General features: G+C 45.4%; 21 protein-coding genes and 1 riboswitch. Of the genes, 19 read left to right on the top strand and 2 right to left on the bottom strand.

Features of this window, described 5'->3' with window-relative positions:
• Positions 1 to 140: 140 nt before the first annotated feature.
• The 3 genes from ACTQ50_RS06715 to ACTQ50_RS06705 all read left to right on the top strand — a co-directional run bounded on the left by ACTQ50_RS06715 (position 141) and on the right by ACTQ50_RS06705 (position 4,431).
• The gene (locus tag ACTQ50_RS06715; RefSeq protein WP_441483533.1) at positions 141 to 1,712 is read left to right on the top strand and encodes a diguanylate cyclase; all 1,572 of its coding nucleotides are present in this window, start codon (positions 141 to 143) and stop codon (positions 1,710 to 1,712) included.
• Complete coding sequence (locus tag ACTQ50_RS06710) at positions 1,709 to 3,295, top strand: GGDEF domain-containing protein (RefSeq protein ID WP_441483532.1); 1,587 nt, start codon at positions 1,709 to 1,711, stop codon at positions 3,293 to 3,295. The genes ACTQ50_RS06715 and ACTQ50_RS06710 overlap by 4 nt, the downstream gene beginning before the upstream one ends.
• Before the next feature lie 263 nt (positions 3,296 to 3,558).
• The gene (locus ACTQ50_RS06705; RefSeq protein WP_441483531.1) at positions 3,559 to 4,431 is read left to right on the top strand and encodes a phosphoribosylaminoimidazolesuccinocarboxamide synthase; all 873 of its coding nucleotides are present in this window, start codon (positions 3,559 to 3,561) and stop codon (positions 4,429 to 4,431) included.
• A 150-nt stretch (positions 4,432 to 4,581) separates the two neighbouring features.
• Here ACTQ50_RS06705 and ACTQ50_RS06700 read toward each other — a convergent pair whose 3' ends face one another.
• Positions 4,582 to 6,267, bottom strand: coding sequence for a formate--tetrahydrofolate ligase (locus ACTQ50_RS06700; RefSeq protein ID WP_441483530.1), 1,686 nt, complete (start codon positions 6,265 to 6,267; stop codon positions 4,582 to 4,584).
• A gap of 77 nt (positions 6,268 to 6,344) precedes the next feature.
• Positions 6,345 to 6,463: riboswitch (ZMP/ZTP riboswitch) on the bottom strand.
• A gap of 345 nt (positions 6,464 to 6,808) precedes the next feature.
• On the opposite strand from ACTQ50_RS06700, the gene ACTQ50_RS06695 reads away from it, so the two are divergent.
• Both ACTQ50_RS06695 and ACTQ50_RS06690 read left to right on the top strand, forming a co-directional pair.
• On the top strand, positions 6,809 to 7,252 hold the full coding sequence (locus ACTQ50_RS06695; RefSeq protein WP_441483529.1) for a DUF1700 domain-containing protein: 444 nt from the start codon (positions 6,809 to 6,811) through the stop codon (positions 7,250 to 7,252).
• Positions 7,253 to 7,300: 48 nt separating this feature from the next.
• On the top strand, positions 7,301 to 8,482 hold the full coding sequence (locus tag ACTQ50_RS06690; RefSeq protein ID WP_441483528.1) for an ATP-binding protein: 1,182 nt from the start codon (positions 7,301 to 7,303) through the stop codon (positions 8,480 to 8,482).
• Between the two features lie 309 nt (positions 8,483 to 8,791).
• On the opposite strand, the gene ACTQ50_RS06685 is transcribed toward ACTQ50_RS06690, so the two are convergent.
• On the bottom strand, positions 8,792 to 9,928 hold the full coding sequence (locus tag ACTQ50_RS06685; protein WP_441483527.1) for a sodium ion-translocating decarboxylase subunit beta: 1,137 nt from the start codon (positions 9,926 to 9,928) through the stop codon (positions 8,792 to 8,794).
• 467 nt (positions 9,929 to 10,395) lie between these two features.
• Between ACTQ50_RS06685 and ACTQ50_RS06680 the strand changes: the two genes are divergently transcribed.
• From ACTQ50_RS06680 to ACTQ50_RS06615, 14 genes are all read left to right on the top strand, one after another.
• On the top strand, positions 10,396 to 11,415 hold the full coding sequence (locus tag ACTQ50_RS06680) for a threonine aldolase family protein (protein WP_441483526.1): 1,020 nt from the start codon (positions 10,396 to 10,398) through the stop codon (positions 11,413 to 11,415).
• A 452-nt stretch (positions 11,416 to 11,867) separates the two neighbouring features.
• On the top strand, positions 11,868 to 12,956 hold the full coding sequence (locus ACTQ50_RS06675) for a GntR family transcriptional regulator (protein WP_441483525.1): 1,089 nt from the start codon (positions 11,868 to 11,870) through the stop codon (positions 12,954 to 12,956).
• Positions 12,957 to 13,034: 78 nt separating this feature from the next.
• Positions 13,035 to 14,534 carry an L-arabinose isomerase gene (araA, locus tag ACTQ50_RS06670; RefSeq protein WP_441483524.1) on the top strand — a complete coding sequence of 500 codons (1,500 nt, stop codon included), beginning with the start codon at positions 13,035 to 13,037 and terminating at the stop codon, positions 14,532 to 14,534.
• A gap of 142 nt (positions 14,535 to 14,676) precedes the next feature.
• On the top strand, positions 14,677 to 16,281 hold the full coding sequence (locus tag ACTQ50_RS06665; RefSeq protein ID WP_441483523.1) for a xylulokinase: 1,605 nt from the start codon (positions 14,677 to 14,679) through the stop codon (positions 16,279 to 16,281).
• A 359-nt stretch (positions 16,282 to 16,640) separates the two neighbouring features.
• A complete protein-coding gene (locus ACTQ50_RS06660; RefSeq protein ID WP_441483522.1) occupies positions 16,641 to 18,056 on the top strand; it encodes an MBOAT family O-acyltransferase in 1,416 nt (471 codons plus the stop codon).
• Positions 18,057 to 18,066: 10 nt separating this feature from the next.
• Complete coding sequence (locus ACTQ50_RS06655) at positions 18,067 to 19,200, top strand: alginate O-acetyltransferase AlgX-related protein (RefSeq protein WP_441483521.1); 1,134 nt, start codon at positions 18,067 to 18,069, stop codon at positions 19,198 to 19,200.
• A gap of 265 nt (positions 19,201 to 19,465) precedes the next feature.
• The gene (locus ACTQ50_RS06650) at positions 19,466 to 21,127 is read left to right on the top strand and encodes a hypothetical protein (protein ID WP_441483520.1); all 1,662 of its coding nucleotides are present in this window, start codon (positions 19,466 to 19,468) and stop codon (positions 21,125 to 21,127) included.
• 242 nt (positions 21,128 to 21,369) lie between these two features.
• Positions 21,370 to 22,653 carry a phosphodiester glycosidase family protein gene (locus ACTQ50_RS06645; protein ID WP_441483519.1) on the top strand — a complete coding sequence of 428 codons (1,284 nt, stop codon included), beginning with the start codon at positions 21,370 to 21,372 and terminating at the stop codon, positions 22,651 to 22,653.
• 398 nt (positions 22,654 to 23,051) lie between these two features.
• A complete protein-coding gene (locus ACTQ50_RS06640) occupies positions 23,052 to 23,222 on the top strand; it encodes a hypothetical protein (protein ID WP_441483518.1) in 171 nt (56 codons plus the stop codon).
• Between the two features lie 196 nt (positions 23,223 to 23,418).
• The gene (locus ACTQ50_RS06635; RefSeq protein ID WP_441483517.1) at positions 23,419 to 23,751 is read left to right on the top strand and encodes a rhodanese-like domain-containing protein; all 333 of its coding nucleotides are present in this window, start codon (positions 23,419 to 23,421) and stop codon (positions 23,749 to 23,751) included.
• 218 nt (positions 23,752 to 23,969) lie between these two features.
• Positions 23,970 to 24,512 (top strand): phosphodiesterase, encoded by a 543-nt coding sequence (yfcE, locus tag ACTQ50_RS06630; protein ID WP_441483516.1) that lies wholly within the window; start codon positions 23,970 to 23,972, stop codon positions 24,510 to 24,512.
• A gap of 14 nt (positions 24,513 to 24,526) precedes the next feature.
• Positions 24,527 to 25,708 carry a THUMP domain-containing class I SAM-dependent RNA methyltransferase gene (locus ACTQ50_RS06625; protein WP_441483515.1) on the top strand — a complete coding sequence of 394 codons (1,182 nt, stop codon included), beginning with the start codon at positions 24,527 to 24,529 and terminating at the stop codon, positions 25,706 to 25,708.
• On the top strand, positions 25,708 to 26,298 hold the full coding sequence (locus ACTQ50_RS06620) for an XTP/dITP diphosphatase (protein WP_441483514.1): 591 nt from the start codon (positions 25,708 to 25,710) through the stop codon (positions 26,296 to 26,298). The genes ACTQ50_RS06625 and ACTQ50_RS06620 overlap by 1 nt, the downstream gene beginning before the upstream one ends.
• Positions 26,295 to 26,774, top strand: a complete 480-nt coding sequence (locus ACTQ50_RS06615; protein WP_441483513.1) for a metallophosphoesterase family protein — start codon at positions 26,295 to 26,297, stop codon at positions 26,772 to 26,774. The genes ACTQ50_RS06620 and ACTQ50_RS06615 overlap by 4 nt, the downstream gene beginning before the upstream one ends.
• Positions 26,775 to 26,795 lie beyond the last annotated feature (21 nt).

Below are 26,795 nucleotides of genomic sequence, written 5' to 3'. Positions count from 1 at the left end.
TAGATTGAGAGAACCTGCAATCATCGCTGTGAAGTTTTTTTCCACCTGTTTCATCACCCCGTGACAAGTATATCACAAAAGGTACTTATCCACTACTTTTGGAGTAGAGCCAATTATTTTAATTAAAAAAGGTGAACCACATGAGCGAAGCGAACCGATATATGGATCAGATCCTGGAGGTGAGACATCAGTCTCCTGAAGAGGAGCGGGATCTGTGTCTGAAACTGCTGGAAATGAATGAAACAGAATACGCAAGGGCATTTGCACATACATATCTGGCAGATGCTTTTCATTCTATGGGAATGCTTGACAAGGCCATGGATGAATACCATGCAGCCATGGACCTGATGGGGAAAAAAGAATACGACAAGCTGTCCCTGACTTTATATAATCTGGCAGGGGGTATCTATATTGGTCAGGATGATGAGCAGGGTGCCCTGGATTGCTTTTTTAAGGAAATTGAGATTGCGGAGCAAATGGAAGATTATACGATGTGTTCGACTGCTCTTGCCAATATTGCGTACGTATACCGGGAAGCTGGCGCTTATGGGAAATCAGAGGCAACCTTGAAGCGGGCATTTGAGATGGCGCAGAATGCCAGTGAAAATCAGTCCAATGTAGCATTCAGCGAGGAATTTTACAACATGCTCCGTGCCGGCCTGGAATTGGAAAAAAAGGAGCCGGACAAAGCCCTTAAATATCTGGATTCCCTGGATCAGCTGAAAGAGGATCCCCTGAATGTTCCGCTTCTCTATGCATCCTGTTATGCGCAGAAAGGCATGAAAGAGGAAGCTATGGCAGGACTGGGGAAAATCTGGGAGCAGGTTGAGGATATTCAGAACCGGTTTGAAAGACTTTCTCACTATTTTGATATTCTGGATATACTGATGGCGTTAAAAGAATATGAGGATGCAGCAAGATTTACGGCGAAAACAGAGAGACTGCTTGTCGGAATGGAATGTGCCGGGAAATGGACCAGACTGATGGAGTACGAGATTCAGATTTACACAGAGTTAGGGGAAGAAGAACCGCTGGAACGTGCTTATGAGCTGTTTTTCCAGTATGATATGAAATTTAAAGAAATTTCCAAACAGTCTGCTGTGAAAAGATTGAAAAAGAGAATCGAGCTTCAGAAAGAAGCAGACAGACGGACCAGCATGGAAGAGTGGCAGAACGTACTATTTAAAAGAAACGAATATGATGAACTTACCGGAGTGCTGAATCGCCGGGGAATCCGTAAATACATGAACAAAGCTTTTGCAGCTGCAAGGGAGCAGAAACAGAAATTTGCGGTTTTGTTTGTGGACGTGGACTTTTTCAAAGAGTTTAATGACACTTACGGACATGTGGCAGGAGATGAGTGTCTGAAAAAAATTGCCCATATTTTGAAGCATGCAGTGGCGGATAAAGGAATGGCAGGGCGATATGGTGGAGATGAATTTTTACTGACCATTACTGGCATACAAACTATTTCTATAATGGAAGTGGCAATGGAAATTAAGAAGTCGCTGACGAAGGTTGCTATACCCAATAAGAATTCGGCAGTTTCAGACGAGGTAACTGTTACCATTGGCGGTGTGAATTCTGTTCCAGAGGAAAAGATGGATTTTCCCTGTTATATTGAAGCAGCAGACAGGATGCTTTACAGTTTGAAAAAAAGTTCCAAAAATGGCTTTGCGATCAACGAATCTGTGCAGGGAGATGAAAAATGAGTATAGATTTTGAGAAAAAATGCAAAAAAGTAATGAAATACCGTTTTTCAGATCCCCAGCGGGCTTACGATATCTGTTGCGAAATTCTGGAAAATGGACTGAAAACAGAGGATAGCTATCAGATTGCGTATGCCCGGCTCTACATGGGAGACACGTTGTTTACTCTTGGAAAATTTAAAGAAGCCATTGACAATATGATGATAGCCGAGAAAATTCAGAAGAAGAATGGATACGAAAACCTTTTAGAGAAGAATTATAACATTACTGGTATTATTTATGTAAACCAGGGAGACGGATTGCTGGGATTGGATTATTATTTTAAGGCTTTAAAGCTTGCGCGGAAATGTAAGGATGCAGTTATGCAAGGGATGATTTACAACAACATTGGAGTACTCCTTCACCGTGTCGGGGATTATGGAGACGCTGCTTATTATTGCAGCAAGGGATACGAAATTTCCCAGAAGCAAGGAAAGAAAGAACAGAGAAAGATGTACAATAAGAAGCAGTATTTTGTGAATCTTGCTATTGGCTGTCAGGGAGAAAAGAAATATGATCAGGCCAGAAAATATCTTGAACTGGCAGAAGCTGAGTACGACAGTGAACCAAGCACATATTTTTCCGCAGTAGAGATTAACAGGCTCGTAGATTCTGTGAGTGTCTATGCTGAAACAGGAGAACGGGAAAAAGCCATTGAAGAAGCGAATAAAATTTTGTCACTTTCCGGGGAATGCTATGAAGAAGTGGAGGCTTTTAATCATTTTATTTGTCTGATACACGAACTTCTAAGCCTGGAATACTATGTAGGAGCGGAGCATATTTTGACCGAGCTTCAGCGTGTTTATGGGAAAAGTGAGGTTGTAAAAAGAAGCTTCAGACTTTGCGAATCCTGGATTGAATACTATAAGGCAACTGGAGAAAAAGAGAAGCTTAAGAAATATTATCAGCAGTATTATGAGTTGAAAAAGAAATCTCAAAAAGAAGAGAATACGCTGATCGTGCGAGCTATAGATAACCGCTATAAGCTGGAATATGAGCGCATGACCAATGAGCAGCTCTCTGCGAATACCAGGAAACTGATGAATACCAGTGAGATTGATGAGCTTACCGGGATCAGCAATCGTTATGGTTTAAAAAAGCGCTTTACGAAGCTGTGTGAAATTGCCTGCTTCCAGAAAGCCCGGATCTGTCTGTGCCTTTTTGATATTGACGAGTTTAAGATTTATAATGATGAGTATGGTCATCTGAAAGGTGATGACTGTCTGAAAAGGATTTCCGGGATCCTTCAGGATATAGCTGGAACAGAATATTTTGCAAGCCGCTACGGTGGGGATGAATTCGTGATCCTTGGAATTGACAAGTCTGATGAGGAACTGCAAAAGTTTGTGGAAGAATTATTCCGGGAGATAAACGGGGATAAGATGCCGTTTTTAAGACACCAGGAGGCTGATACCGTGACCATTTCCATGGGTGTGGTAAACAAGGTTGTGGAAAAAGATTATAGCCTGACTGATTTTATCCATAGTGCGGACAAAAATTTGTATAAGGCAAAGAATGGCGGTAAGAACCAGTATGTGCTGGAATAGCCTGCTGTTTTTGGTTGAATGGTTATATGTGGCTGCTGCATAGCATGGATTATGCGGCGGCCATTGTCTGCTTCTGTGAAGATTCACATGGATTTCGGGAAAAGATGCTTTGATTTCAGCAATTAGGAGAATTGTTTTTTGGTCTGTAAAATGATAAAATAATGGGGTGCTGTAAATGGAAATCCCGGGCAGAAGAAACGCCCGGATAAGTTGATTTTCCATTGACATAAACGAAAAATAGAAAAATGACGAGGTGTAAAGCTATGCAGGAAATGAAGCCAGTTAAAGAAGGCAAAGTACGCGAGATTTACGACAATGGAGACAGCCTGATCATGGTTGCTACAGACCGTATCAGCTGTTTTGACGTGATCCTGAACAACGAAGTGACTAAGAAGGGCACTGTCCTTACACAGATGTCCAAGTTCTGGTTCGATATGACCCAGGACATCCTGCCGAACCACATGATTTCTGTTGATGTAAAAGATATGCCGGAGTTTTTCCAGCAGGACAAATTCGACGGAAACAGCATGATGTGCCGCAAGCTGGACATGATTCCGGTAGAGTGTATCGTTCGTGGATACATCACAGGAAGCGGCTGGGCTAGCTACCAGAAGAATGGCACTGTCTGCGGAATTACTCTTCCAGAAGGACTGAAAGAGTCTGATAAGCTGCCGGAACCTATTTACACACCTTCTACCAAGGCTGAGATCGGTGACCATGATGAGAATATTTCTTTTGAGCAGAGCGTTGCACATCTTGAGAAATATTATCCGGGACATGGTCAGGAATATGCTGAGAAGATCCGTGATTACACCATCGCATTATATAAAAAGTGTGCAGAGTATGCACTGAGCAAGGGCATTATCATTGCAGATACCAAGTTTGAGTTTGGTCTGGATGAGAATGGAAATATCGTGCTTGGTGATGAGATGCTCACACCGGACAGCTCCAGATTCTGGCCGGCAGATGGCTATGAGCCAGGACATGGCCAGCCATCCTTTGACAAGCAGTTTGCCCGTGACTGGCTGAAAGCAAATCCGGACAACAACTGGACACTTCCACAGGAAATCGTGGACAAGACCATTGATAAATATCTCCAGGCATATGAGATGCTTACAGGAGAGAAGCTGAAATAAGGAATATACATAACACTGCCAGGGAATCTGTCCCTGGCAGTTGTTTTTTGCGTAAAAATGCCCGGGAGTTAAAAACTCCCGGGCATTGATTTTCATGAGCAACAAACCAAAATTCATGATCGCACGAAAACTTGGTGACTGCGGTGAAAATTAGAACAGTCCTGTGATCTTTCCGGTTTCGTCTACGTCGATCTTCTCAGCTGCTGGAACCTTCGGGAGACCTGGCATGGTCATGATCTCGCCGGTAAGGGCTACGATGAAGCCAGCACCTGCGGAAATCTTCAGGTTACGAACGGTTACTTCGAAGTCTGTCGGAGCACCAAGCTTGGTCTGGTCATCGGTTAAGCTGTACTGTGTCTTTGCAACGCAGATCGGGCAATTGCCAAATCCAAGAGCTTCCAGCTGTTTGGCCTGCTTCTGGGCGTTGGCTGTGAGAACGACTCTCTTACCACCATAGATCTTCTGGACAATCTGGTTCAGTTTATCTTCGATGGAGCCCTCAAGCTCATAGGAATAGGTGAAGTCATTTGGCTCTTCTACAAGACGGATTACTTCTTCTGCTAACTTCTTGCCGCCTTCGCCGCCTTTTGCCCATACTTCAGAAAGAGCAACGTTAACGCCAAGTTCTTTGCATTTTGCCTCAACCAGGTCAAGCTCTGCCTTAGTGTCAGTCGGGAATGCGTTGATGGCAACAACACATGGAAGTTTGTAAACGTTCTTGATGTTGCTTACATGTTTCAGCAGGTTCGGAAGACCTTTCTCCAGAGCCTCAAGGTTCTCGTTATTCAGATCTGCTTTTGCAACGCCGCCATTGTATTTCAGTGCACGAACAGTAGCAACGATCACAACTGCGTTTGGTTTGAGACCAGCCATACGGCACTTGATATCAAGGAATTTCTCTGCACCAAGGTCAGCACCGAATCCAGCTTCTGTGATAGTATAATCAGCAAGCTTCAGAGCCATCTTGGTAGCGGTTACGGAGTTACATCCGTGAGCAATGTTTGCGAATGGTCCGCCGTGAACGATTGCAGGTACATGCTCCAGAGTCTGAACCAGGTTTGGTTTCAGAGCATCTTTCAGAAGGGCTGTCATAGCACCTTCTGCGTGGAGGTCACCAGCGGTAACTGGCTTCTGCTCTGACGGTTTACCGTATGTATAACCAATGATCATTCTGGAAAGTCTCTTCTTCAGGTCTGTAATGTCACTTGCAAGACAGAGAACTGCCATGATCTCAGAAGCAACGGTGATGTCATATCCATCTTCACGAGGCATACCGTTTGTTCTTCCGCCAAGACCATCTACTACGTTACGAAGCTGACGGTCGTTCATATCTACGCATCTTCTCCATGTGATCTTACGTGGGTCGATGTTCAGAGCGTTGCCCTGGAAAATATGGTTGTCGATCATAGCTGCAAGAAGGTTGTTGGCTGCGCCGATTGCGTGGAAGTCACCGGTGAAGTGAAGGTTGATGTCTTCCATTGGAACAACCTGTGCATATCCGCCGCCTGCTGCGCCGCCTTTAACACCGAATACCGGTCCAAGGGATGGCTCACGAAGGGCAACCATAACGTTCTTGCCCATCTGCTGCATAGCATCTGCAAGACCAACCGTAGTTGTTGTTTTTCCTTCTCCGGCTGGAGTCGGGTTAATAGCGGTAACCAGGATCAGTTTACCATCTTTCTTATCTGTCTCTTTTAACAGATTATAGTCGATTTTTGCTTTGTACTTGCCATACTGCTCAAGGTATTTGTCATCAATACCTGCTTTTGCCGCAATCTCAGTAATTGGTTTCATTTCGCATTCCTGTGCGATTTCGATGTCACTTTTAAACCCCATAATAAAAGCTCCTTTCGTTGTGTAAGATTAAATGGCTTCCAAACCTCCCGGTAAAAAAGGGCAGTATCTGATGAATCAAATACTGCCCAGACGGTCGGCTCCTGAGTTGCTGTGGATTTAACCACCAGCAACGATCTTGATCTGCTTCCGAAGTCCCTGTGGTTAACTCCACGATCCGTCAGTATTCAGAAGCTTTTCAATTGATGTGCTCATTGTATCATTAAAAAAACATTATGTCAATAAATTAACAGACGGAATTATTGTCAAAAAAATCAGTGAATATTTGTGAAAATTAACAAATGTTTTTCATACAAAGAAAATCTGTCTGAATGGTGAAAAACAATCCTTTATTTTAGACTCTCTTAAGGAAGGCTTCATAAAAATTTTATGACTTGGGTAGTTGCGTATGGGGGAAAGTGTTGTTAGAATAGAAAATGCTTAGTTAACTGTGAAGGTACTCTGAACAGTTACATGCTTAGATAAAATGTTTTGAAACAGGATAATAATTCTTGGGTTTATATAAGAAAGGTTGAAGAATTGAATGAACAGAACTGAATTTCTGGATACATTGAGAAACCAGTTGTCCGGGCAGATGCATGAGGGCAAGGTGGCAGCGCATGTGCGTTACTACGAAGATTATATCCAGTCACAGGTGCGCAGTGGACGGGATGAGCAGCAGGTTCTTGCAGAGCTTGGAGATCCCAGGCTGATCGCCAGGACTTTGCTGGATACAGATGTGGATAATGGACAGCTGGATTATGAAGAGTACAGCACGTATTCGGATGATTCCCAGAATGCCCAGGAAACGGGGAAAGAACATGTGCACGTATGGCGTTTTGATACCTGGTACAGCAAGCTGCTGGGCGTGGTGATCCTGCTGATCGTGGTATTTTTGCTGTTTCATATTCTGGTGGCAGTGATTCCGTTTTTTGTTGTATTGGCAGTGATCCTGTTTGTTGTGTCACTGATCAAGAATCGGAATTAAAAGAAAAAGATTGGACATTATAGAATACATTTTTAGGAAGGTTTTTAAATGAGCAGTATAACAATAGAAGAATTAAAAAAGTTACCAGCGGATTCCTATCAGATCATTGATGTCCGCGATGAGATTGAGATTTCCCACGGTGCCATCAAAGGCGCAGTAGCCTGTAAGCCAGAGGAGATAATAGAGAACCCGGAAGTAGATAAGACGAAGAAACTGGTGATCTGCTGCAGCAGGGGAATCAACAGTAAAGAAATTGCGGAGAATCTTGAAGAAGAGGGATTTGACGCAGTAAGCCTGGAGAAAGGCTATATTGCCTGGCTTATGGATGCCATGAAAAGCTCCCAGGACGAAGACTTTGCGAAAAATGTGGAGATCAGCCTTCGCAAGAAATTTAAGAAAAAAATCTGGTCCAAGTTCACCAAGGCAATCAATACTTATGAGCTTGTGAAGCCTGGAGACAGGATCGCAGTCTGTATTTCAGGCGGTAAGGACTCCATGCTGATGGCAAAGTGCTTCCAGGAACTGAAGCTTCATAATAAGTTTGATTTTGAAGTGAAATTCCTGGTTATGGATCCGGGGTACAGTCCGGCCAACCGCCAGGTGATCGAGGAAAATGCCAGAAGGCTGAATATTCCCATCCGTATTTTTGAGTCTGATATTTTTGAGTCCGTATTTAATGTGGAGAAGTCTCCTTGTTATCTTTGCGCAAGAATGCGCCGCGGCCATCTCTATGCGTTTGCAAAGGAAATGGGCTGCAACAAGATTGCCCTGGGACATCACTATGATGATGTGATCGAGACCATTCTTATGGGAATGCTTTACGGAGCCCAGGTGCAGACGATGATGCCAAAGCTTCACAGCACCAATTTTGAGGGGATGGAGCTGATCCGTCCGCTGTATCTGGTTCGTGAGGACGATATCAAGGCATGGCGTGATTATAACGATCTGCATTTTATACAGTGTGCATGTAAATTTACAGACACCTGCACCACCTGCAACAACGAGAACCGTTCCAAACGTGTGGAAATCAAGGAACTGATCCGTGATCTGAAAAAGGTGAACCCGTTTGTGGAGGGAAATATTTTCAAGAGTGTGGAGAATGTAAATATTGATACTGTTGTGGGATATAAGCAGTATGGAGTGAGACATTCCTTCCTGGAAAATTATGACCGGGAGGAGAGTGTTTTGCCAGAGAAAGAGGAAAGTGCTGCGGATTCCATGGAAGAATAAAGGTTATTGGGCAGGATGTGCGCAGTAAGCAATAGAGAAAAAAGATGAGGGACACCCGTGAGGGCAGGGATCATCTTTATGCAAATGATGAGCCAGGGTCTGTGTTACAGAAGACCTTGGCTCATTGTGTTTTATTTACCTATTTTTCCCAGGATCCATACACAGAGCATAATGATTAGAATGGCGGTGAAGATTCCAGCCATTCCCTTTGCCATGATTTCCAGTGCGATTAAGATATTGGATGTATTCATAGATAAGATCCTCCTGTTTATATAATGTGTGAAATACTGATCTGGGTTGTGGAAATCCTTATAAAAATTTCGTCACCAGGTTGATAACCATGCCGCCTGCGATTACAGAGGCAATCTGCCCGGATACGTTGGCGCCTGCAGCCTGCATGAGAATTACATTTGTAGGATCTTCCTCCATGGCCATTTTCTGAACTACACGGGAGGACATTGGAAATGCAGAAATTCCGGCACCACCGATCATTGGATTGATCTTCTTTTTCAGGAAAAGGTTCAGGAATTTTGCCAGCAGAACACCGCCGATGGTGTCCATTACAAAGGCGAAAAGTCCGATCACCAGGATCAGTAAAGTTTCTTTTGTCACGAACTGATCTGCACGCATGCTGAAGGAGATGGTGATCCCGAGAAGCAGGGTGATCAGATTTGCCAGAATATTCTGTGCGGTGTCGGACATGGTGCCAAGGACACCACATTCACGGATCAGGTTGCCGAACATGAGAAATCCCACCAGGGCAACGGACTGTGGGGCTACCAGGCCAACAATGACAGTTACCACAATGGGAAAGGCAATCCGCATGGTTTTGGAAACGGATTTTGGATTGTATTCCATATGGATGCGGCGCTCTTTCTTTGTGGTTACAAGCCGGATGGCAAAAGGCTGCACAATGGGAACCAGCGCCATGTAGGAATAGGCGGCTACGGCAATGGCTCCGATGTATCTGGAATTCAGGATCTGGGAGACCAGAATGGAGGTTGGCCCATCTGCTGTGCCGATAATTCCGATAGAAGCTGCATCCTTTAAGTCAAAACCAAGGACTGCGGCCAGCAAAATTGCAGTGAAGATCCCGAACTGGGCACCTGCCCCAAACAGGAACAGGGAAGGATTGGAAAGCAGCGGCCCGAAGTCGATCATGGCGCCGATTCCGATAAAGAGTAAAATGGGCATTACTTCGGATGCCTCAATTCCTACATGAAACAGCCATTCGATTACGCCGTTTGCCTGGATCCCGCCTGCCAGAGTCTGGTTCAGAACTCCGGAGAAGGGCAGGTTCACAAGGATTGCGCCAAAGCCCATTGGCAGAAGCAGGGCTGGCTCGAAGCCCTTTTTGATCGCCAGCCAGATCAGGGTGATTCCCACCGCGAACATCACAATTTGCTGCCAGGTCAGTGCTAAGATTCCATCTGTTAAAAATTCCATTTTGTTTTCCTCCTTTTGAGTTTTTATATATAAAAAAGACTTTTATTACAACAATGCATACCTAAAAATATGCAGCTATTGTAATAAAAGTCTTGCCATTTCAATTCTCCGCGGGCGACAGCCTGTGAAAGCTGTCCGCCGTTCTGACGCATGAAAATCCATATACAGAAAAATGCTGTGTTCCTGTAAACAGCGTATCTGATATGCCAGCTACTCCCTTTTATTGAAGTGTGCCTGTAAGCCCTATTTTGTTGAGGTCATTATAAGTGCAGAAAGGAGAAAATGTCAACCCCGAAATATAAAAATCCTTTGTCTAGGATACCTGAAATAGACGATCCTTTCCCCTCAGCACAATAAAAACTTGAAGCGGTATCTGCTTGTAAAAAGTTCCGCATAGGTATATGATAAAACTTAACGATAGAATTAACATTTGTGCATACAAGTGAAAAAATCAAAGGAGTTACAACATGCTATATTTCGAAAACGATTATTGTGAGGGTGCTCATGAGGCAATTTTAAAAAGATTAATGGAAACAAACATGGAGAAGGTTTGCGGATACGGTCTGGACCCATACTGTGACCAGGCGAAGGAGAAAATCAAAGAGGCCTGCGGCTGCCAGGATGGAGAAGTGTATTTCCTGGTAGGCGGAACCCAGACAAATGCAGTTGTGATCGCATCCATGCTGAACCGCTATGAAGGTGTGCTTTCCGCAGTCACCGGACATGTAAATGCACACGAAGCAGGTGCCATTGAGTTTACCGGACACAAAGTCCTTCCTTTGCCCCAGAAGAATGGCAAAATTTCCGCCGCAGACTTGAAAGATTATCTTGTGACCTACTATGCAGACGGCAGTTACGACCACATGGTTTTCCCGGGAATGGTTTATATTTCCCATCCGACTGAATACGGAACACTTTATACCAAAAAGGAGCTGGCTGATATTTCCAGCGTGTGCCGGGAGTACCAGATCCCGTTATTCTTAGATGGTGCCAGACTTGGCTATGGACTGGTGGCAGACACAGACGTGACATTGAAGGATATTGCGAAATACACCGACGTATTTTATATTGGCGGAACCAAAGTCGGAGCCCTGTGTGGTGAGGCCGTCGTTTTCCCGAAAAAGGCGCCTAAGCATTTCTTCACTATGATCAAACAGCAGGGAGCGCTTCTGGCAAAGGGCAGACTTCTTGGAATCCAGTTCGATACTCTTTTTACAGACAACCTGTATCTGGAAATCAGCAAAAATGCCATCAAAACCGCGGCAAAACTGAAAGCTGCCTTAAAGGAGAAAGGGTATGAGTTTTTCATCAATTCTCCTACCAACCAGATCTTTGTTATTCTGGAAAATAAGAAGATGGAGGAACTGGGCGAGAAGGTGAAATTTAGTTTCTGGGAAAAATATGACGACAGCCATACCGTAGTCCGCTTTGCCACAAGCTGGGCGACGAAGATGGAAGATATTGACGCACTGATCGAGATATTGTAATGAAACGAGACAAAACGTTGTCGGCTGAAACTGTTGCTATTTAGTGTGGTAAAAGTTTGTCAGGAGGGACGCATTCGGACAATGGATATTACTCACTCACCGGCGCAACGCTACGATGAACTAATCGCTAACTGCGACTAAGGAGTTCCGGAGAGCCGTCACTCCTAAGTCTTCGTAAGCGCTGGATTTCATCTGCGCTAAGAACGCGCCTGAAATGGCTCGCTAGAGCAATACCCATTGCCCAAATGCTGTGTACTGGCTGAGAAACCAAATCCACAAAATAGCTATTTTATAAATAAAGCATAACGCATTCACTTCTTTAATTTTAAAATCCCCCACATTTGTTAAAAGAGCATAAATTATAACGGATTATTTGGTGTACTATGTCCAAACACAACAACTTGTCCATATGTGCATACAAGTTGTAAGATAAGAATCAGGAGGAAGGAAACATGACAGAAAACGGCAAGCCTAAGTATTTTACTCTGATGGAAGAACTGAAAGAAGAAATTACTTCCGGTCGGATCCAGCCGGGAGAGAAGCTGCCCTCTGAGAACCAGCTTACAGAGCGCTATTCCCTCAGCAGGCATACAGTGCGAAAAGCTCTCGGTCTTCTGGAACAGGAAGGATATGTGGAAGCCTGCCATGGTAAGGGAACCTTTTGCTCAGAGAAGATACGCCATATGAAGAAGTCCAGAAATATTGCAGTCGTGACCACTTACATTTCGGACTACATTTTCCCAAGGCTGATCCAGGGAATGGACAATGTTCTCTCTGAGGAAGGCTACAGCATTATTCTGAAAAATACAGGAAACAGCCGTCAGAAGGAGGCGAAATGTCTGGAAGAGCTTTTGCAAAAGGACATTGACGGCCTCATCATTGAGCCAAGCAAAAGCCAGCTCAGCTGTCGTCACCCCAGCCTTTATGAAAATCTGGAGAAATATCAGATCCCATATATTTTTATCCAGGGAATTTACACCGAAATGAAAGACAAGCCCCACATCCTAATGGATGATGCCAAAGGAGGCTATCTGGTAACAAAGTACCTTTTAGACCTTGGTCACCGCCGGATCACCGGCTTTTTCAAAGCAGATGACATCCAGGGAATCCAGCGGCACAAAGGTTATGTAAAAGCGCTGCAGGAAGCAGGGATCCCTTACGATCCCGACCAGGTGGTATGGTTCCACACCGAAGACCGCCGCAGCAAGCCCTCCATGATGGTAAAAGAAATGGTAAAAAGCGGGCAGCTTCCAGACGGAATCGTCTGCTACAATGACCAGATCGCCGTACAGGTGATCGAGACTCTGGAGTCCTGCGGCCTTCGCGTCCCCGAAGACATTTCCGTTACTGGCTACGACAATTCCCTGTACGCCCAGCGCGGCACCGGCATTACCACCATCGCCCATCCCCAGGAAAAACTTGGCGAGATGGCAGCGGAATTGATATTGGAGAAAATTAACGGAGTGTCAGAAGAAGACAGTAAGGTAGAACGTTTAATTCAACCAGAACTGATTATTCGGGGATCATGTAGAAAAAAGTAATTATTAAAATTCACGTCCGGGAAAATAAATTTAATAACAATATTAACAAAAATATAAAATAACAGGAGGATTTTTACAATGAAAACAGGAAGAAATTACAAATTCTGGTTTTGCACCGGCTCACAGGACCTTTACGGCGACGAGTGTCTCCGCAAAGTAGCCGAACACTCCCGCATTATCGTAGAAGAACTGAACAAATCCGGAATGTTCCCCTACGAAATCGTCTGGAAACCAACCCTGATCACCAACGAACTGATCCGTAAAACCTTCAACGAAGCCAATGCAGACGAAGACTGCGCCGGCGTGATCACCTGGATGCACACTTTTTCCCCGGCAAAATCCTGGATCCTTGGCCTGAAAGAATACAGAAAGCCACTGTGCCACCTGCACACCCAGTTTAACCAGGAAATCCCATATGACACCATCGATATGGATTTCATGAACGAAAACCAGTCTGCACACGGCGGACGTGAGTACGGCCATATGGTAACCCGCATGGGAATCGAACGAAAAGTCATTGTGGGCCACTGGACAGACAAAAAAGTACAGGAACGCCTTGCATCCTGGATGAGAACCGCCATCGGAATTATGGAAAGCAGTCATATCCGTGTTTGCCGTGTCGCAGACAACATGCGCAACGTAGCTGTAACAGAAGGCGATAAAGTAGAAGCGCAGATCAAATTTGGCTGGGAGGTAGACGCTTATCCGGTAAATGAGATCGCAGAATATGTAAACGCTGTTTCCAAGGGAGATATTGACGCTCTTGTAGAAGAATATTATAATAAATATGATATTATTCTGGAAGGAAGAGATCCGGAAGAATTCAAACGTCATGTAGCAGTACAGGCAGGAATTGAGATTGGTTTTGAGCGTTTCCTGGAAGAGAAAAATTACCAGGCAATCGTAACCCACTTTGGTGATCTTGGCGCCCTGAAGCAGCTTCCTGGACTTGCAATCCAGCGCCTTATGGAAAAAGGCTATGGATTCGGTGCAGAAGGAGACTGGAAAACAGCTGCAATGGTACGTCTGATGAAGATCATGTCAGCGGGGATGAAGGATGCCAAGGGAAGTTCTCTGATGGAAGACTATACATACAACCTGGTACCTGGCAAAGAGGGAATCCTGCAGTCCCACATGCTGGAGGTTTGCCCGTCCGTGGCAGACGGAAAGCCAGCCATCAAGGTTTGCCCGCTTAGCATGGGTGAGAGGGAAGATCCTGCAAGACTTGTTTTCACATCCAAGACAGGTCCTGGAATCGCTACTTCACTTGTTGATCTGGGAGACCGTTTCCGTCTGATCATCAATGATGTAGACTGCAAGAAGGTGGAGAAACCAATGCCGAAGCTTCCTGTAGGAAGTGCCTTCTGGACACCGCAGCCAGATCTGGCTACCGGCGCAGAAGCATGGATCCTTGCAGGCGGCGCACATCACACTGCCTTTACCTATGACCTGATTGCCGAGCAGATGGGTGACTGGGCAGCAGCTATGGGAATTGAAGCTGTATACATTGACAAAGATACTACAATCCGCAATTTCAAGAATGAACTTCGCTGGAATGAGGTTGCATTCCGTAAATAAAAGTGTAACAAAATACAGATACGTGGGCGGTCTGGCCGACCTGCGTATTTGTAATATCTGGCGGAAGGATGAAGGAAATTGCGCAGAAACTATTCAGAAGGTAGCATCGCGTATTATAAAAGATAATGGGAGGATTTTACACATGGAAGCAGCAGAAGCAAAACAGGCAATTCTGGACAATAAGACCGCACTTGGAATCGAGTTTGGTTCCACAAGGATCAAAGCGGTTCTGGTAGATGGAAATAACGCACCGATCGCATCTGGCGGACACGAGTGGGAGAACCGCTATGAGAACGGTGTCTGGACCTACAGCCTGGAGGACATCTGGTCCGGAATCCAGGACTGCTATCAGCAGATGGCAAAGGACGTCCAGGAGAAATACGGAGTAGAGCTTACAAGCGTAGGCGCTATCGGAATCAGCGCCATGATGCATGGCTATATGCCATTTGACAAAGCAGGAAACCTTCTGGTTCCATTCAGAACCTGGAGAAACAATATTACAGGAGAGGCCAGCAGAAAGCTGTCCGAGCTTTTCCAGTACAATATCCCGCAGAGATGGAGTATCGCACATCTTTATCAGGCAATCTTAAACGGTGAGCCACATGTAAAAGACATTGACTATATCGCAACTCTGGAAGCCTATGTACATTGGAAGCTGACCGGCCAGAGAGTTCTTGGAATCGGCGACGTTGCCGGAATGTTCCCGGTTGACAGCACCACCAAGGATTACAATGAGAAAATGGTCCAGCAGTTTGATGAGCTGGTTGCTTCCTACGGATTCCCATGGAAGCTTCGCGACATTCTGCCAAAATCTCTCGTTGCAGGACAGGATGCAGGCTGCCTGACAGAAGAAGGCGCAAAGCTTCTTGATGTAACTGGCAAGTTGAAAGCCGGAATCCCAATGTGTCCGCCAGAGGGTGACGCTGGTACCGGAATGGTAGCTACCAACAGTGTTGCAAAGCGTACCGGAAATGTTTCCGCTGGTACTTCCGTATTTGCGTCCATTGTTCTGGAAAAAGAGTTATCTGCACCATATTCTGAGATCGATATGGTAGCAACTCCATCCGGACATCCGGTTGCGATGGCACATTCCAACAACTGTACCTCTGATCTGAATGCATGGGTAAATATTTTCCGTGAGTTTGCTGAGGCCATGGGCATGGAAGTGGACATGAACAAGCTTTTTGGAACCTTATATAACAAGGCTATGGAAGGGGATGTGGACTGTGGCGGACTTTTGTCCTACTGCTACTTCTCCGGTGAGCATATGACCGGATTTACAGAAGGAAGACCGCTGTTTGCACGTTCTCCTGAGAGCAAATTCAACCTGGCAAACTTTATGAGAACCAATCTTTACACCTGCCTTGGTGCAATGCGGGTTGGTCTTGACATTCTGTTTAAGAAAGAGGGCGTAAAGGTTGACCGTCTTCTTGGACACGGCGGACTGTTTAAGACAAAAGGGGTTGGACAGCAGATCCTTGCGGATGCCGTAAACGCTCCTGTTTCTGTTATGGAGACTGCCGGTGAAGGCGGTGCATGGGGAATTGCAGTTCTGGCTTCCTATCTGGTAAACAAAGATGGAAACGAGACTCTGGAAGACTTCCTGGATACCAAGGTATTCGCAGGAAACCAGGGAAGCACCCTGAATCCGGATCCGGAAGGCGTAGAAGGCTTCAACATGTTCATGGACAGATACATGAAGGGCCTGCCAATCGAGCGTGCAGCTGTGGATTCCAAGATTTGGTAAGCGGCTGGGGCGTGTCAGAGATTTAACAATGTGATTAGAAGTGGCGTGGACTGACGAAAGTGTTGTCAGTCTACCCAAAAAAGTGAAGACCTCTGCTACTGTTCAGAGGTAATATTCCGCGAGGTGTTTTTTGTGAACAAAGTTCACAGAAAACTCGAGAACATCGGCGCGAAATCATGCGAATGCATGATTTCTGTGCATCGCGAAGCGTGTTGCTGTGAACGGAGTGAACAGTAACAGACCTCCCACATATCAGAATGTGAAATTTCACAGGATTCTGGTGTGTGGGAGGTCTTTTATGTTATAATGGGAACCAATGAGCCAACGTGCTTGCACCATTGGCGAAAGGAGACACACACATGGTTTTCAGTTCAATGCTCTTTCTCTGGATCTTTCTGCCCCTTGTACTGGCGGCATACTATATAAGTCCCAGAAAAATCCGGAACGGGATTCTGGTATTTTTCAGCCTGCTTTTTTATGCGTGGGGAGAGCCTGTTTATATTTTCCTTATGCTGTTTTCGGTTGGGGTGAATTTTGCAGGAAGAATCCTGATCGAAAAGAATCCTGGGAAAAAGAAGAAAATTCTGATAGGGACCGTTTGCATCAATCTGGCGCTTCTGGGCTATTTTAAATATTTCAGTACACTGGTGGAAGCCATAAGCGGGATTTTTGCTTCTGACGGAGATGCTGGAACTGTTTTCCAGGTGGCGCTGCCCATTGGAATTTCTTTTTATACCTTTCAGGCGCTGTCTTACGTGATCGACGTATATCGGGGAGAAACGAAGGCACAGCACAATTTCTGGCACATGCTTCTCTATATTTCCTTTTTTCCACAGCTGATCGCAGGTCCGATTGTAAAGTACAAGGATATTGCAGCGCAGATTACAGACAGGAAGGAAACCATTCAGAAGTTTGCCGCAGGCGTTATGCGTTTTTGCTGGGGGCTGGGAAAAAAGGTAATCCTTGCCAACTCTTTTGCAAAAGTGGTGGATGACATTTTCAAATATGGTCCTTATGCAGTATCGCGAAAAGCGCTCTGGTTAGGGGCAATCCTTTATATGCTGCAGATTTATTATGATTTTTCCGGCTATTCTGATATGGCAATCGGACTGGGAAAAATGTTCGGCTTTGAATTTCTGGAGAACTTCCGCTACCCTTATGTGGCACGTTCTGTGCAGGAATTCTGGCGCAGATGGCACATTTCCCTGTCCTCCTGGTTCCGGGATTACGTGTACATTCCCCTGGGCGGAAACCGGAAAGGGACAGCGTGTACCTACCGAAATCTGTTGATCGTATTTTTCCTTACGGGAATGTGGCATGGAGCAGGAATGGCGTTTATTTTGTGGGGACTTTATCATGGACTGTTCCTGATCCTGGAGCGGGCAGGTCTGGGGAAAAAGCTGGAAAAGCTGCCAAAGGCGGTTGGCTGGGGATACACTATGGTGGTGGTGTTCTTTGGCTGGATCCTGTTCCGGGCAGAAGATATGTCCCTGTTTTTTGCCTATGTAAGAAACCTGTTTGTATCCCATGGAGGAATCATCCTGCTGTCTGCTTATCTTGACAGAAAAATGATCCTTCTGATCGTGCTAGGAGTTTTGTTTGCCGGAATTCTGCAGAAACTATATGAAAAATGCAGAAGCCGTTTTCCAGAGAAAATTCCGGCAGCAGGTGTGGTGACAGTGCCAAGGATACTTGCCTGTGTGGCAATCTTCTGGATCTGCGTAACCATGCTTGTAAATAACAGCTATAATCCATTTATTTATTTCAGATTTTAACGGACAGAATATGAAAAAACAAAAAGTATTGATCGCATTGTTTGTGGGAAGCCTGGTTCTTCCGAACCTGATATGGGCAGGCTTTTCCGGCTATTTTAATACAGAGAATAATGAAAACAGGGAACTGGCCTCTTTTCCCCAGGTAAGCCGGGCCTCTCTTGGGGACTTTCCATCCCAGTTTGAAGCCTTTTATAAGGATCATGTACCTTTTAAAAACGCTTTGGTGAACTTTAACAATTTTATTGATACAGAGTTTTTCCAGACAACGAAAATCGGAGATGTGGTGATTGGGGAAGATAACTGGCTATTCTATCTGCCCTCCAAAGATGGGGAAAATGCCATGGCAGATTACCAGAAGACCAATGTGTACAGCCTGGAACAGAGCGCTGAGATCGCGGCGAAAATTGAGAAGGTGCGGGACTGGTTCCTGGATAAGGGCGTGGGGCAGTTTCATTATTATGTAGCGCCAAGCAAAGAGACCATTTATTCAGAATATATGCCGGATAAGCCGGAAGTGATCGGGGTGGGGGATTCCAGAATGGAAACCTTTGCCAGATATATGGAGGAGAACTCAGATGTGGAGTTTGATTTTCTGGCGGACTATCTGGAGAAATATTCCGAAAAATACCAGCTTTTCCGAAAATATGATACCCATATGAATAATCTGGGCGGCTATATCACAAATGAAAAAATCGTGGAGGATCTGACTGGGGAGTGCCTTCCCATTGAAGCCATTCAGGTGATGATGGGAACCAATCCCTGCAGAGGAGATCTGTCCAGAATGATCGGACGATACAAGGAACTAGATGATGACCGGGAGTATGGGCTGGACCATTTTCATGACGGTGTGCGCTATAAGGTGAGAAAAGAGAAGAGCGAAGGTGGCGAGGAAATCCTGAAGGTGTTTAAGTCCAACTCGTCAAATGAGAAGACACTGATGGTGATCGGAGATTCGTTTCGGCTCCGTTTGGAGAAATATATGCCGTACCGTTATCAGAAGACTGTATTTGTGCGGATCGACGATTTCAATCAGGAGCTTCTGGAGAAATATATGCCGAATGATGTGATCCTGATCACAGTGGAGCGGGACCAGCGGTATATGGAGAATCTGGATAGTTACATTATACAGGCTGAGGAAGGATAAATGGTATAATAAGAAAGCCGTAGTGGTTCCAAAGGGGCTGTTCAATCCGTTCACTGCACTCCAAATGGAATTGTTAAATTATTGAGAATTTTTATTAAATTTCTAAATATTCAGAACAAAATTCTTACATTGACAATAAGTACGGCAAATGATATTCTGATACTAACTTGTTTTGTCAAAATTGTTTGTTATAGCACGATGAACCGGCGCTGACAAATACTTGACAGATCACAGAAAATGCAAGGATATTCCAAAGGAGGATATTATGAAGAGAAAAAAGATCACCGCAATTTTGTTAGCATCTTTCATGGGAATCAGCACAATGCCAGCTACCGCGTGGGCAGCAGACTCCTATAAGGAAACTGAAAAAGCAGCAGTGGCCAAGGCGATTCAGGAATTTGGTGCTGATTACGCAGAAAGTCTTTCCCAGATGAATACCGAAGAGGTGAAGGGAAACGCTGAAATGAAGATCAGTCTGGATGATGGTGGAAAAGCAATTCTTGGAATGCTTTCTCCTGTGGATATCTCCTGGCTGTCGGATGCATCTATCAGTGCAGATGTTGGTCTTACAGACAAGGTTATGACAGAAGCTATGGATCTGAACGTGAACGGAACAAAGATCTGTACCATCGAATATTACATGGATATGGAGAATTCCGAAATTTATATGAAGATTCCAGAGCTGAGCGATGGCTATATCAAGATGAATATGGATCAGATGACACAGGAAGCTGTGGAAGAAGCGGATCAGGAAATGGATTCTTCCTTCAGTGCCAGCATGGATATGGCAGATGCCATGAACAGCTATTTCTCCACTTTGGAGAATCTGCCGGAAGCAGATGTGCTTACTTCCATTCTGACCAGGTATACAGACATTATTTTTGACAATGTTGCAGATGCTGAGAATCCGGGAACACAGGAAGCGGTTGCTGGTGATGTAAGCCAGGAGCTGACTGTTCTTGAGGGACAGGTTACACAGTCAGAGGCACTTCCAATGTTCCAGCAGATCCTTGACACTGCGAAGACAGATGAGGAGCTGAAGGGGCTGATCGAGACCTGGACAGCAGCGGCTAATGATCCGGACTACACCTATGAGACCTTCCTGGAAGCAATTGATGATATGGAGGAGGAACTGGATGTAGAGGCTGATGAGACAGACCAGTCCGGATTTGTTTTAAGAGCATGGGTGGATGCTGACGGCGAAGTAGTTGGACGCCAGTTCCTTGCAAATGATGGACAGCAGGAAGAGGAACTTTTGGGATATCTGTGCACAACAGATGGAGAGAAGAAGGGACTTTCCTTCCAGTTTGGTTCTGGAGATGATACCTTTGCATTGGAAGGCAGCGGCGAGATGAGCGGAGATCTGTTAAACGGAAGCTATACACTTTCTTCCGGCGGAACAGAGGCTGCTGTGATCGATGTTGTTGGTTATGATACCAAAGCTATGGCAGATGGAATCTGGAAAGGTACTTACACCATTTCCGGTGCACCTGTAGAGGACGAGGATGGCAATTCCTACGATTCCTTCGGCGGCATGCAGCTGATCTTCACAGCTGACGGTGCAGATAAAGACAGCATTGAGTGGAATCTTGCTCTTGCAGCAAGCGGAACAACTCTTGGTTCTATTTCACTGGCAGGCGGCAATGGCGGTGAGGCTCTTGCAGCAGTTGACCTTGCTTCCCTGACAGATGTTTATGATTTCAGTAATGATGATGATGTAGAGGCTTATACCGCTTCTATGAATATGGATGCGCTTACAGAGAATCTTACCAGCGCAGGCATGCCTGAGGGCTGGCTGGACGATGTGCTGGCTGCTACAGGCGACAGCGCAATCGAAAGCACAGAGACAGATGGTGTTGCTGAGTCTGAAGAGCAGACAGATATGGCAGGAGATACACTGGACGACAGTGAGACACCTGCAGCGTAATCGGTAATGAGGCTGCCAGCTGAATGGCAGTAATAAGAACTACCTACAGCGAGGCAAATACAGCGGGGCAGACGAAGTAATTTGTCTGCCCCGCTTTTATACGCCCGGCACAGGTAAGAGTTTGAAAATGTGTTAGAGGCTATGGGTACTTGAGACTTTAGGAACTGCCACGCTTACTTAATGGGTCAAATTCGTAGAGCGTGTTTGATGTTGTTTCTTGTTTATTTTTAGGGGGGAATGATTTGAGGAAAAGAAGTTGGGGAATTATTTGGTTGATTGTGCTGCTTTGCGCCATGTGTGCGCTGCCAGTGTCGGCCTCTTCCTATGTGAAGGCGTCAGATACCAAAGTGAGCACCATATCTAAGAAACACGGATGGGTGAAAAAAGGCAAAGACTACTATTATTATAATTCCAAAGGAAAGCTGCTGTGTGGAAAGATCAAGTACAAAGGAAATTACTATTACAGCAGTAAAGATGGAAAGCGTTTTACCGGATGGCTGAAATCTGGCGGAAAGCTTTATTATTACAACAGGAAAAACGGTATTATGTTCCGCAATAGATGGGCGACTGGAACCAAGTATAAATACTATTTTAACAAGTCTGGTGTGGCAATTGCCAACAGCTGGCTGACCTACGGCGGAAAGCGGTATTACTTCCTGGCCAATTCCAGAATGGCAACCGGCTGGCAGAAGATTGGTAAATATCGTTATTATTTTGATAAGAAAACAGGTGCTTTGGCGAAAAATGTGTGGGTGGGACGATATTATGTCAACAAGAACGGGCAGAGAACGGGAAGCCCAAGACCAGACGTGAAGGTGAACGATTCCCATTATACATATAAAAGCAGCACTCTGAACATAGACCTGAAAAGAAAATCTACCCATGGTATTCCCTACTGGGTAGCTGTGGTACAGACTGCGAATGCCAGTCAGTTAAAATCTGCTTTGTCATATGGCACATATGGCGGAGCCAGACAGACTACTTCCAGTGCAGTTTCCAGCAATGGAGGTGTTATCGGCATAAATGGAAGTGCATTTAGTTATCAGACGGGGAAACCGTCACCTCTTGGTATGTGCATCAAAAATGGTGTGATTTATGGAAACTATCACACCAGCTACAGTGTTATGGCTGTGAAAAATGACGGCACCATTTACACTCCGAAGATGGGGCTTCTGGGAGAGGCACTTTTGAAGGCGGGAGTAAAGGATACCTACAATTTTGGACCAGTTCTTATTAAGAACGGTAAGGCGCAGCCAGCCTGGGCGGAAACAGCCAAGTATTATCCAAGGACTGCTGTAGGAATGGTAAAGCCTGGCAAGTATGTACTTCTTGTCACCGACACCGGCACCTATTCCGGGCTGAACCATTGGGACCTGGTAAACATCTTCAACAGCTACGGCTGCCAGTACGCCTACAACCTGGACGGCGGCGGTTCCGTAACCATGTACTACAATGGCAAAGTAATGAACCGGCTGATCAATAATTATGAGAGACCTTGTGGGGATTTTTTATATTTTACCAATTGAGAACGAGAGAGGGCAGTCAAAAAGCTGTCCTCATTTTTTATTACAGGAGAGAGCTGAATCTGGGAATGCAAATCGAATCTTGGACAGATTTTGGACATACCCATCAAATGTTACACAAATATTACAAAATGGAAGTGGCCGAAAACCCTGTGGATTCGCATAAATCCAAAGAGAAACACCCGGTAGGGGAGCTACCGGGTGTTTCGAGGGGAGTATAAATAATTAAATAAGGGGTTATGTAAAAAAATTTTTGAAGGGTAAATTCTTTTACAAGACAGATTATAATATAAACTGGAAAAAAAAGCAATATCATTTTGATGAATATTCCTTCTGGGATTGGTTACAATATACAAAGTAATCTGAAAAAAAACTCATTATTCAACAGGAGGAATACTCAAATGGCAAAAAATTATGAGTCTGAAAACAAGAACAGCAAAAATTCTACAAACAGAACTTATGAGAACGAGATGAATTCTCAGGATTGCAAAAACACCTACACAAAGAACAGCAGTAAGAATAAGAACCGCAATTCTTACGAGTCTGAGGAAGACACAACTTCCAGATACTAAAGAAGTACAGAGTATCAATTTTTGATAAGGCGCAGGGCAGACACCCTGCGTCTTATTTACGCGAGCAACGAGCCAAAGTCCGTGCTTGCACGAGACCTTGGCGACTGACGCGATAACGAGCAAAACTCGCAGAGCGTATTGGGGTTGCTGTCAGAAAAAGAACACCTGCATATACTGATTAAAAAGGGGATTTGTCATGTTTCCCGTTGAGCCGATTTCCGCAAAAATGCTGGATTATTATGTTGGGCGCAAAGACGCTTTTTTGATAGATCTGAGAAGTCGTGAAGAGTATCGGACCGGGCACATTAAAGGGGCGGTGAATGTGCCATATGAGGAGTTTGAGGAAATGCAGACCTATGATTTTCCAAGGAAAAAAGTGCTGGTGCTGTACTGCGACCGGGGTGGGGCAAGCCTTCGGGCTGCCAGGATCCTGGCGCGAAATGGATACGAGACCAGAACTGTGATCGGGGGGATGATTGCGTACAGGGGAAGAAATCTGGTGTGTGATATAGATACTGCCCGGTGGTAGCATTTTTCGAAATGCCCTTTGGGGCATAGAAAAGCGTGTTGCCGTGAACGTAGGGAACAGTAACCGCGATCTAAAGATATAAGGAACTGCTAACTGTTAATATCTTGTAATTTACCCCAAGGCATGATAATGTAAAGAAGAGGACGCATGTCACAGGTTATGTAAACCAATCTGCGGCGAGCACCAATCATACTAAAAACAGAGGAGAAACCAAGTTTATGAAATATATGTTTGCTTCCGACATCCACGGTTCTGCCTACTACTGCAGAAAAATGCTGGATGCCTTTGAAAAAGAAGGAGCAGAGCGCCTGGTTCTGCTGGGCGATCTGCTTTATCACGGCCCGCGAAACGATCTTCCAAGGGAATACGCGCCCAAGCAGGTGATCCCTATGCTGAATGCCATGAAGGACAAAATCTACGCGGTACGCGGCAACTGCGAGGCAGAAGTAGACCAGATGGTCCTGGAGTTCCCAGTGATGGCAGACTATTGTATCCTTGCCATTGACGGCAAAACCTTTTATGCAACCCATGGACATGTCTATAATCAGAACAATCTGCCCCCGTTATGTGAGGGAGATATCCTGATCCATGGACATACCCATGTGCTGAAAGCCGAGCAGATGGACGGCTACATCCTTCTGAACCCAGGCTCCGTATCCATCCCGAAAGAGGGAAATCCACCTACATATGCAGTGCTGGAAGACGGTGTTTTTTCCATCAAGGATTTTGACGGAAACGTTGTAAAAAGCATAGCATTATAAGAAGGGAAAAGTGAATGAGTACAGAAAGATTTGAACTGATCGCCCCCTGCCATTTTGGTCTGGAAGCGGTTTTAAAAAGAGAAATCCTGGATCTGGGATATGAGATCAGCAAGGTTGAAGACGGTAAGGTTACCTTCCTGGCCGATGCACAGGGAATTGCAGACGCCAACGTTTTCCTTCGCACTACAGAGCGTATTCTTCTGAAGGTAGCGGAGGTAAAGGCGGAAACCTTTGATGAGCTTTTCGAGGCAACCAAGGCCCTGCCATGGGAGCGCTACATTCCGGCAGACGGCAAATTCTGGGTGGCAAAAGCCAATTCTGTAAAGAGCAAGCTGTTCAGCCCGTCAGATATCCAGTCCATTATGAAAAAAGCCATTGTAGAGCGTCTGAAGGGCGTGTATAACGTGTCCTGGTTCCCGGAAGATGGCGCAAGTTTTCCTATCCGTGTGGCGTTTATGAAAGACGTGGCAACTATCGGAATCGATACCTCAGGCGTTTCCCTTCATAAGAGAGGATACCGTCAGATGACGGTAAAAGCGCCGATCACCGAGACTCTTGCCAGCGCACTGATCATGTTAACCCCGTGGAAAAAAGACCGGAGCCTTGTGGATCCATTCTGTGGAAGCGGCACATTCCCCATCGAGGCTGCTATGATGGCAGCAGATATTGCGCCGGGAATGAACCGTTCTTTCCTGGCTGAAGACTGGAAGCATGTAGTGCCAAGAAGATGCTGGTATGAGGCCGTAGAAGAGGCCCAGGACCGGGTAAACCTGAAGATTGAAACGGACATCCAGGGCTATGATATTGACGCGGAAGCGCTGAAAGCAGCCCGCGCAAACGCAAAAATGGCAGGCGTGGAAAGCCTGATCCATTTCCAGCAGCGCCCGGTAAAGGAACTCCACCATCCAAAGCCCTATGGCTTTATCATCACAAATCCGCCCTATGGCGAGCGTCTGGAGGAGAAAGCCGCCCTGCCGCAGCTTTACCGGGAAATCGGGGAGAGCTACAGGGGATTGGACAAGTGGTCCATGTATCTGATCACTTCTTATGAGAAAGCAGAGAACGACATTGGCCGCAAGGCGGACAGGAACCGCAAGATTTATAATGGAATGCTGAAAACATATTTCTACCAGTTCCTGGGACCGAAGCCGCCAAGAAGAGGTCAGACACAGGAAAAGAAAGAGGACGTAAAATAATGAAGAAGATTATTTTTGCAACAGGAAATGCGGACAAGATGAAAGAAATCCGGGAGATTCTGGCTGATCTGGACGCGGAAGTGGTGTCTATGAAGGAAGCCGGGATCCAGGCTGATATTGTGGAAGATGGCAAAACATTTGAAGAAAATGCAGTAATTAAGGCAACTGCCATCAGCAAGCTGACAAAGAACGGAGAAATCGTTCTTGCAGATGATTCCGGACTTGAAATCGATTATCTGAATAAAGAGCCAGGCGTTTATTCCGCACGCTATATGGGGGAACACACAGATTATCATACCAAGAATGGCAATCTGATCCAGAGACTGGAAGGTGTGCCGGATGAGAAACGTACGGCCCGTTTTGTATGTGCCATTGCAGCTGTTTTCCCGGATGGAAAAGTGGAAACTGTGCGCGGAACCATGGAAGGGCGAATTGGTTACGAGGAAAAAGGAGCCAATGGCTTCGGCTATGATCCTATCTTTTTCCTGCCGGAATACGGCTGCACCTCAGCTGAGCTGTCCATGGAAGAGAAAAATAAGATCAGCCACAGAGGAAAAGCGCTGCAGATGATAAAGGAAGAATTAAGATGAAAATACTGGCAGTCAGTGATACCCACGGAAGAGATGAGAGGCTGGAAATCGTTGTGGAGCAGGAACAGCCATTTGATTATCTGATCCATTGCGGGGATGTGGAAGGACGGGAGTTCTTTATTGAAGCTCTTGCAGAATGTCCCTGCACCATTGTGGCTGGAAACAATGATTTTTTCAGTGATCTTCCAAGAGAAGAGGAAATTGTGCTGGAAGGGCATAAGATCATGGTAACACATGGACATAATTATGGTGTTTCTATGGATCTTTATGGGGTTTCGGAGGAGGCAGCCGCCAGAGGATGTGAAATTGTATTTTTCGGTCATACCCATAAGCCGGTGATTGAGAAGAAAAACGGCGTGCTGGTGATCAATCCGGGAAGCCTTTCTTTCCCAAGGCAGGAAGGCAGAAGACCTAGCTATGTGGTGATGGATCTGGAAGAAGGGGAAGTGCCTATGGCGGAAATCCAGTATTTATAATGTGATCTGGCTTTTTCTCTG

Source organism: Blautia sp. Sow4_E7, assembly GCF_052116245.1.
Classification (GTDB): Bacteria; Bacillota; Clostridia; order Lachnospirales; family Lachnospiraceae; genus Blautia_A.
This window is presented reverse-complemented; position numbering and strand designations above follow the sequence as displayed.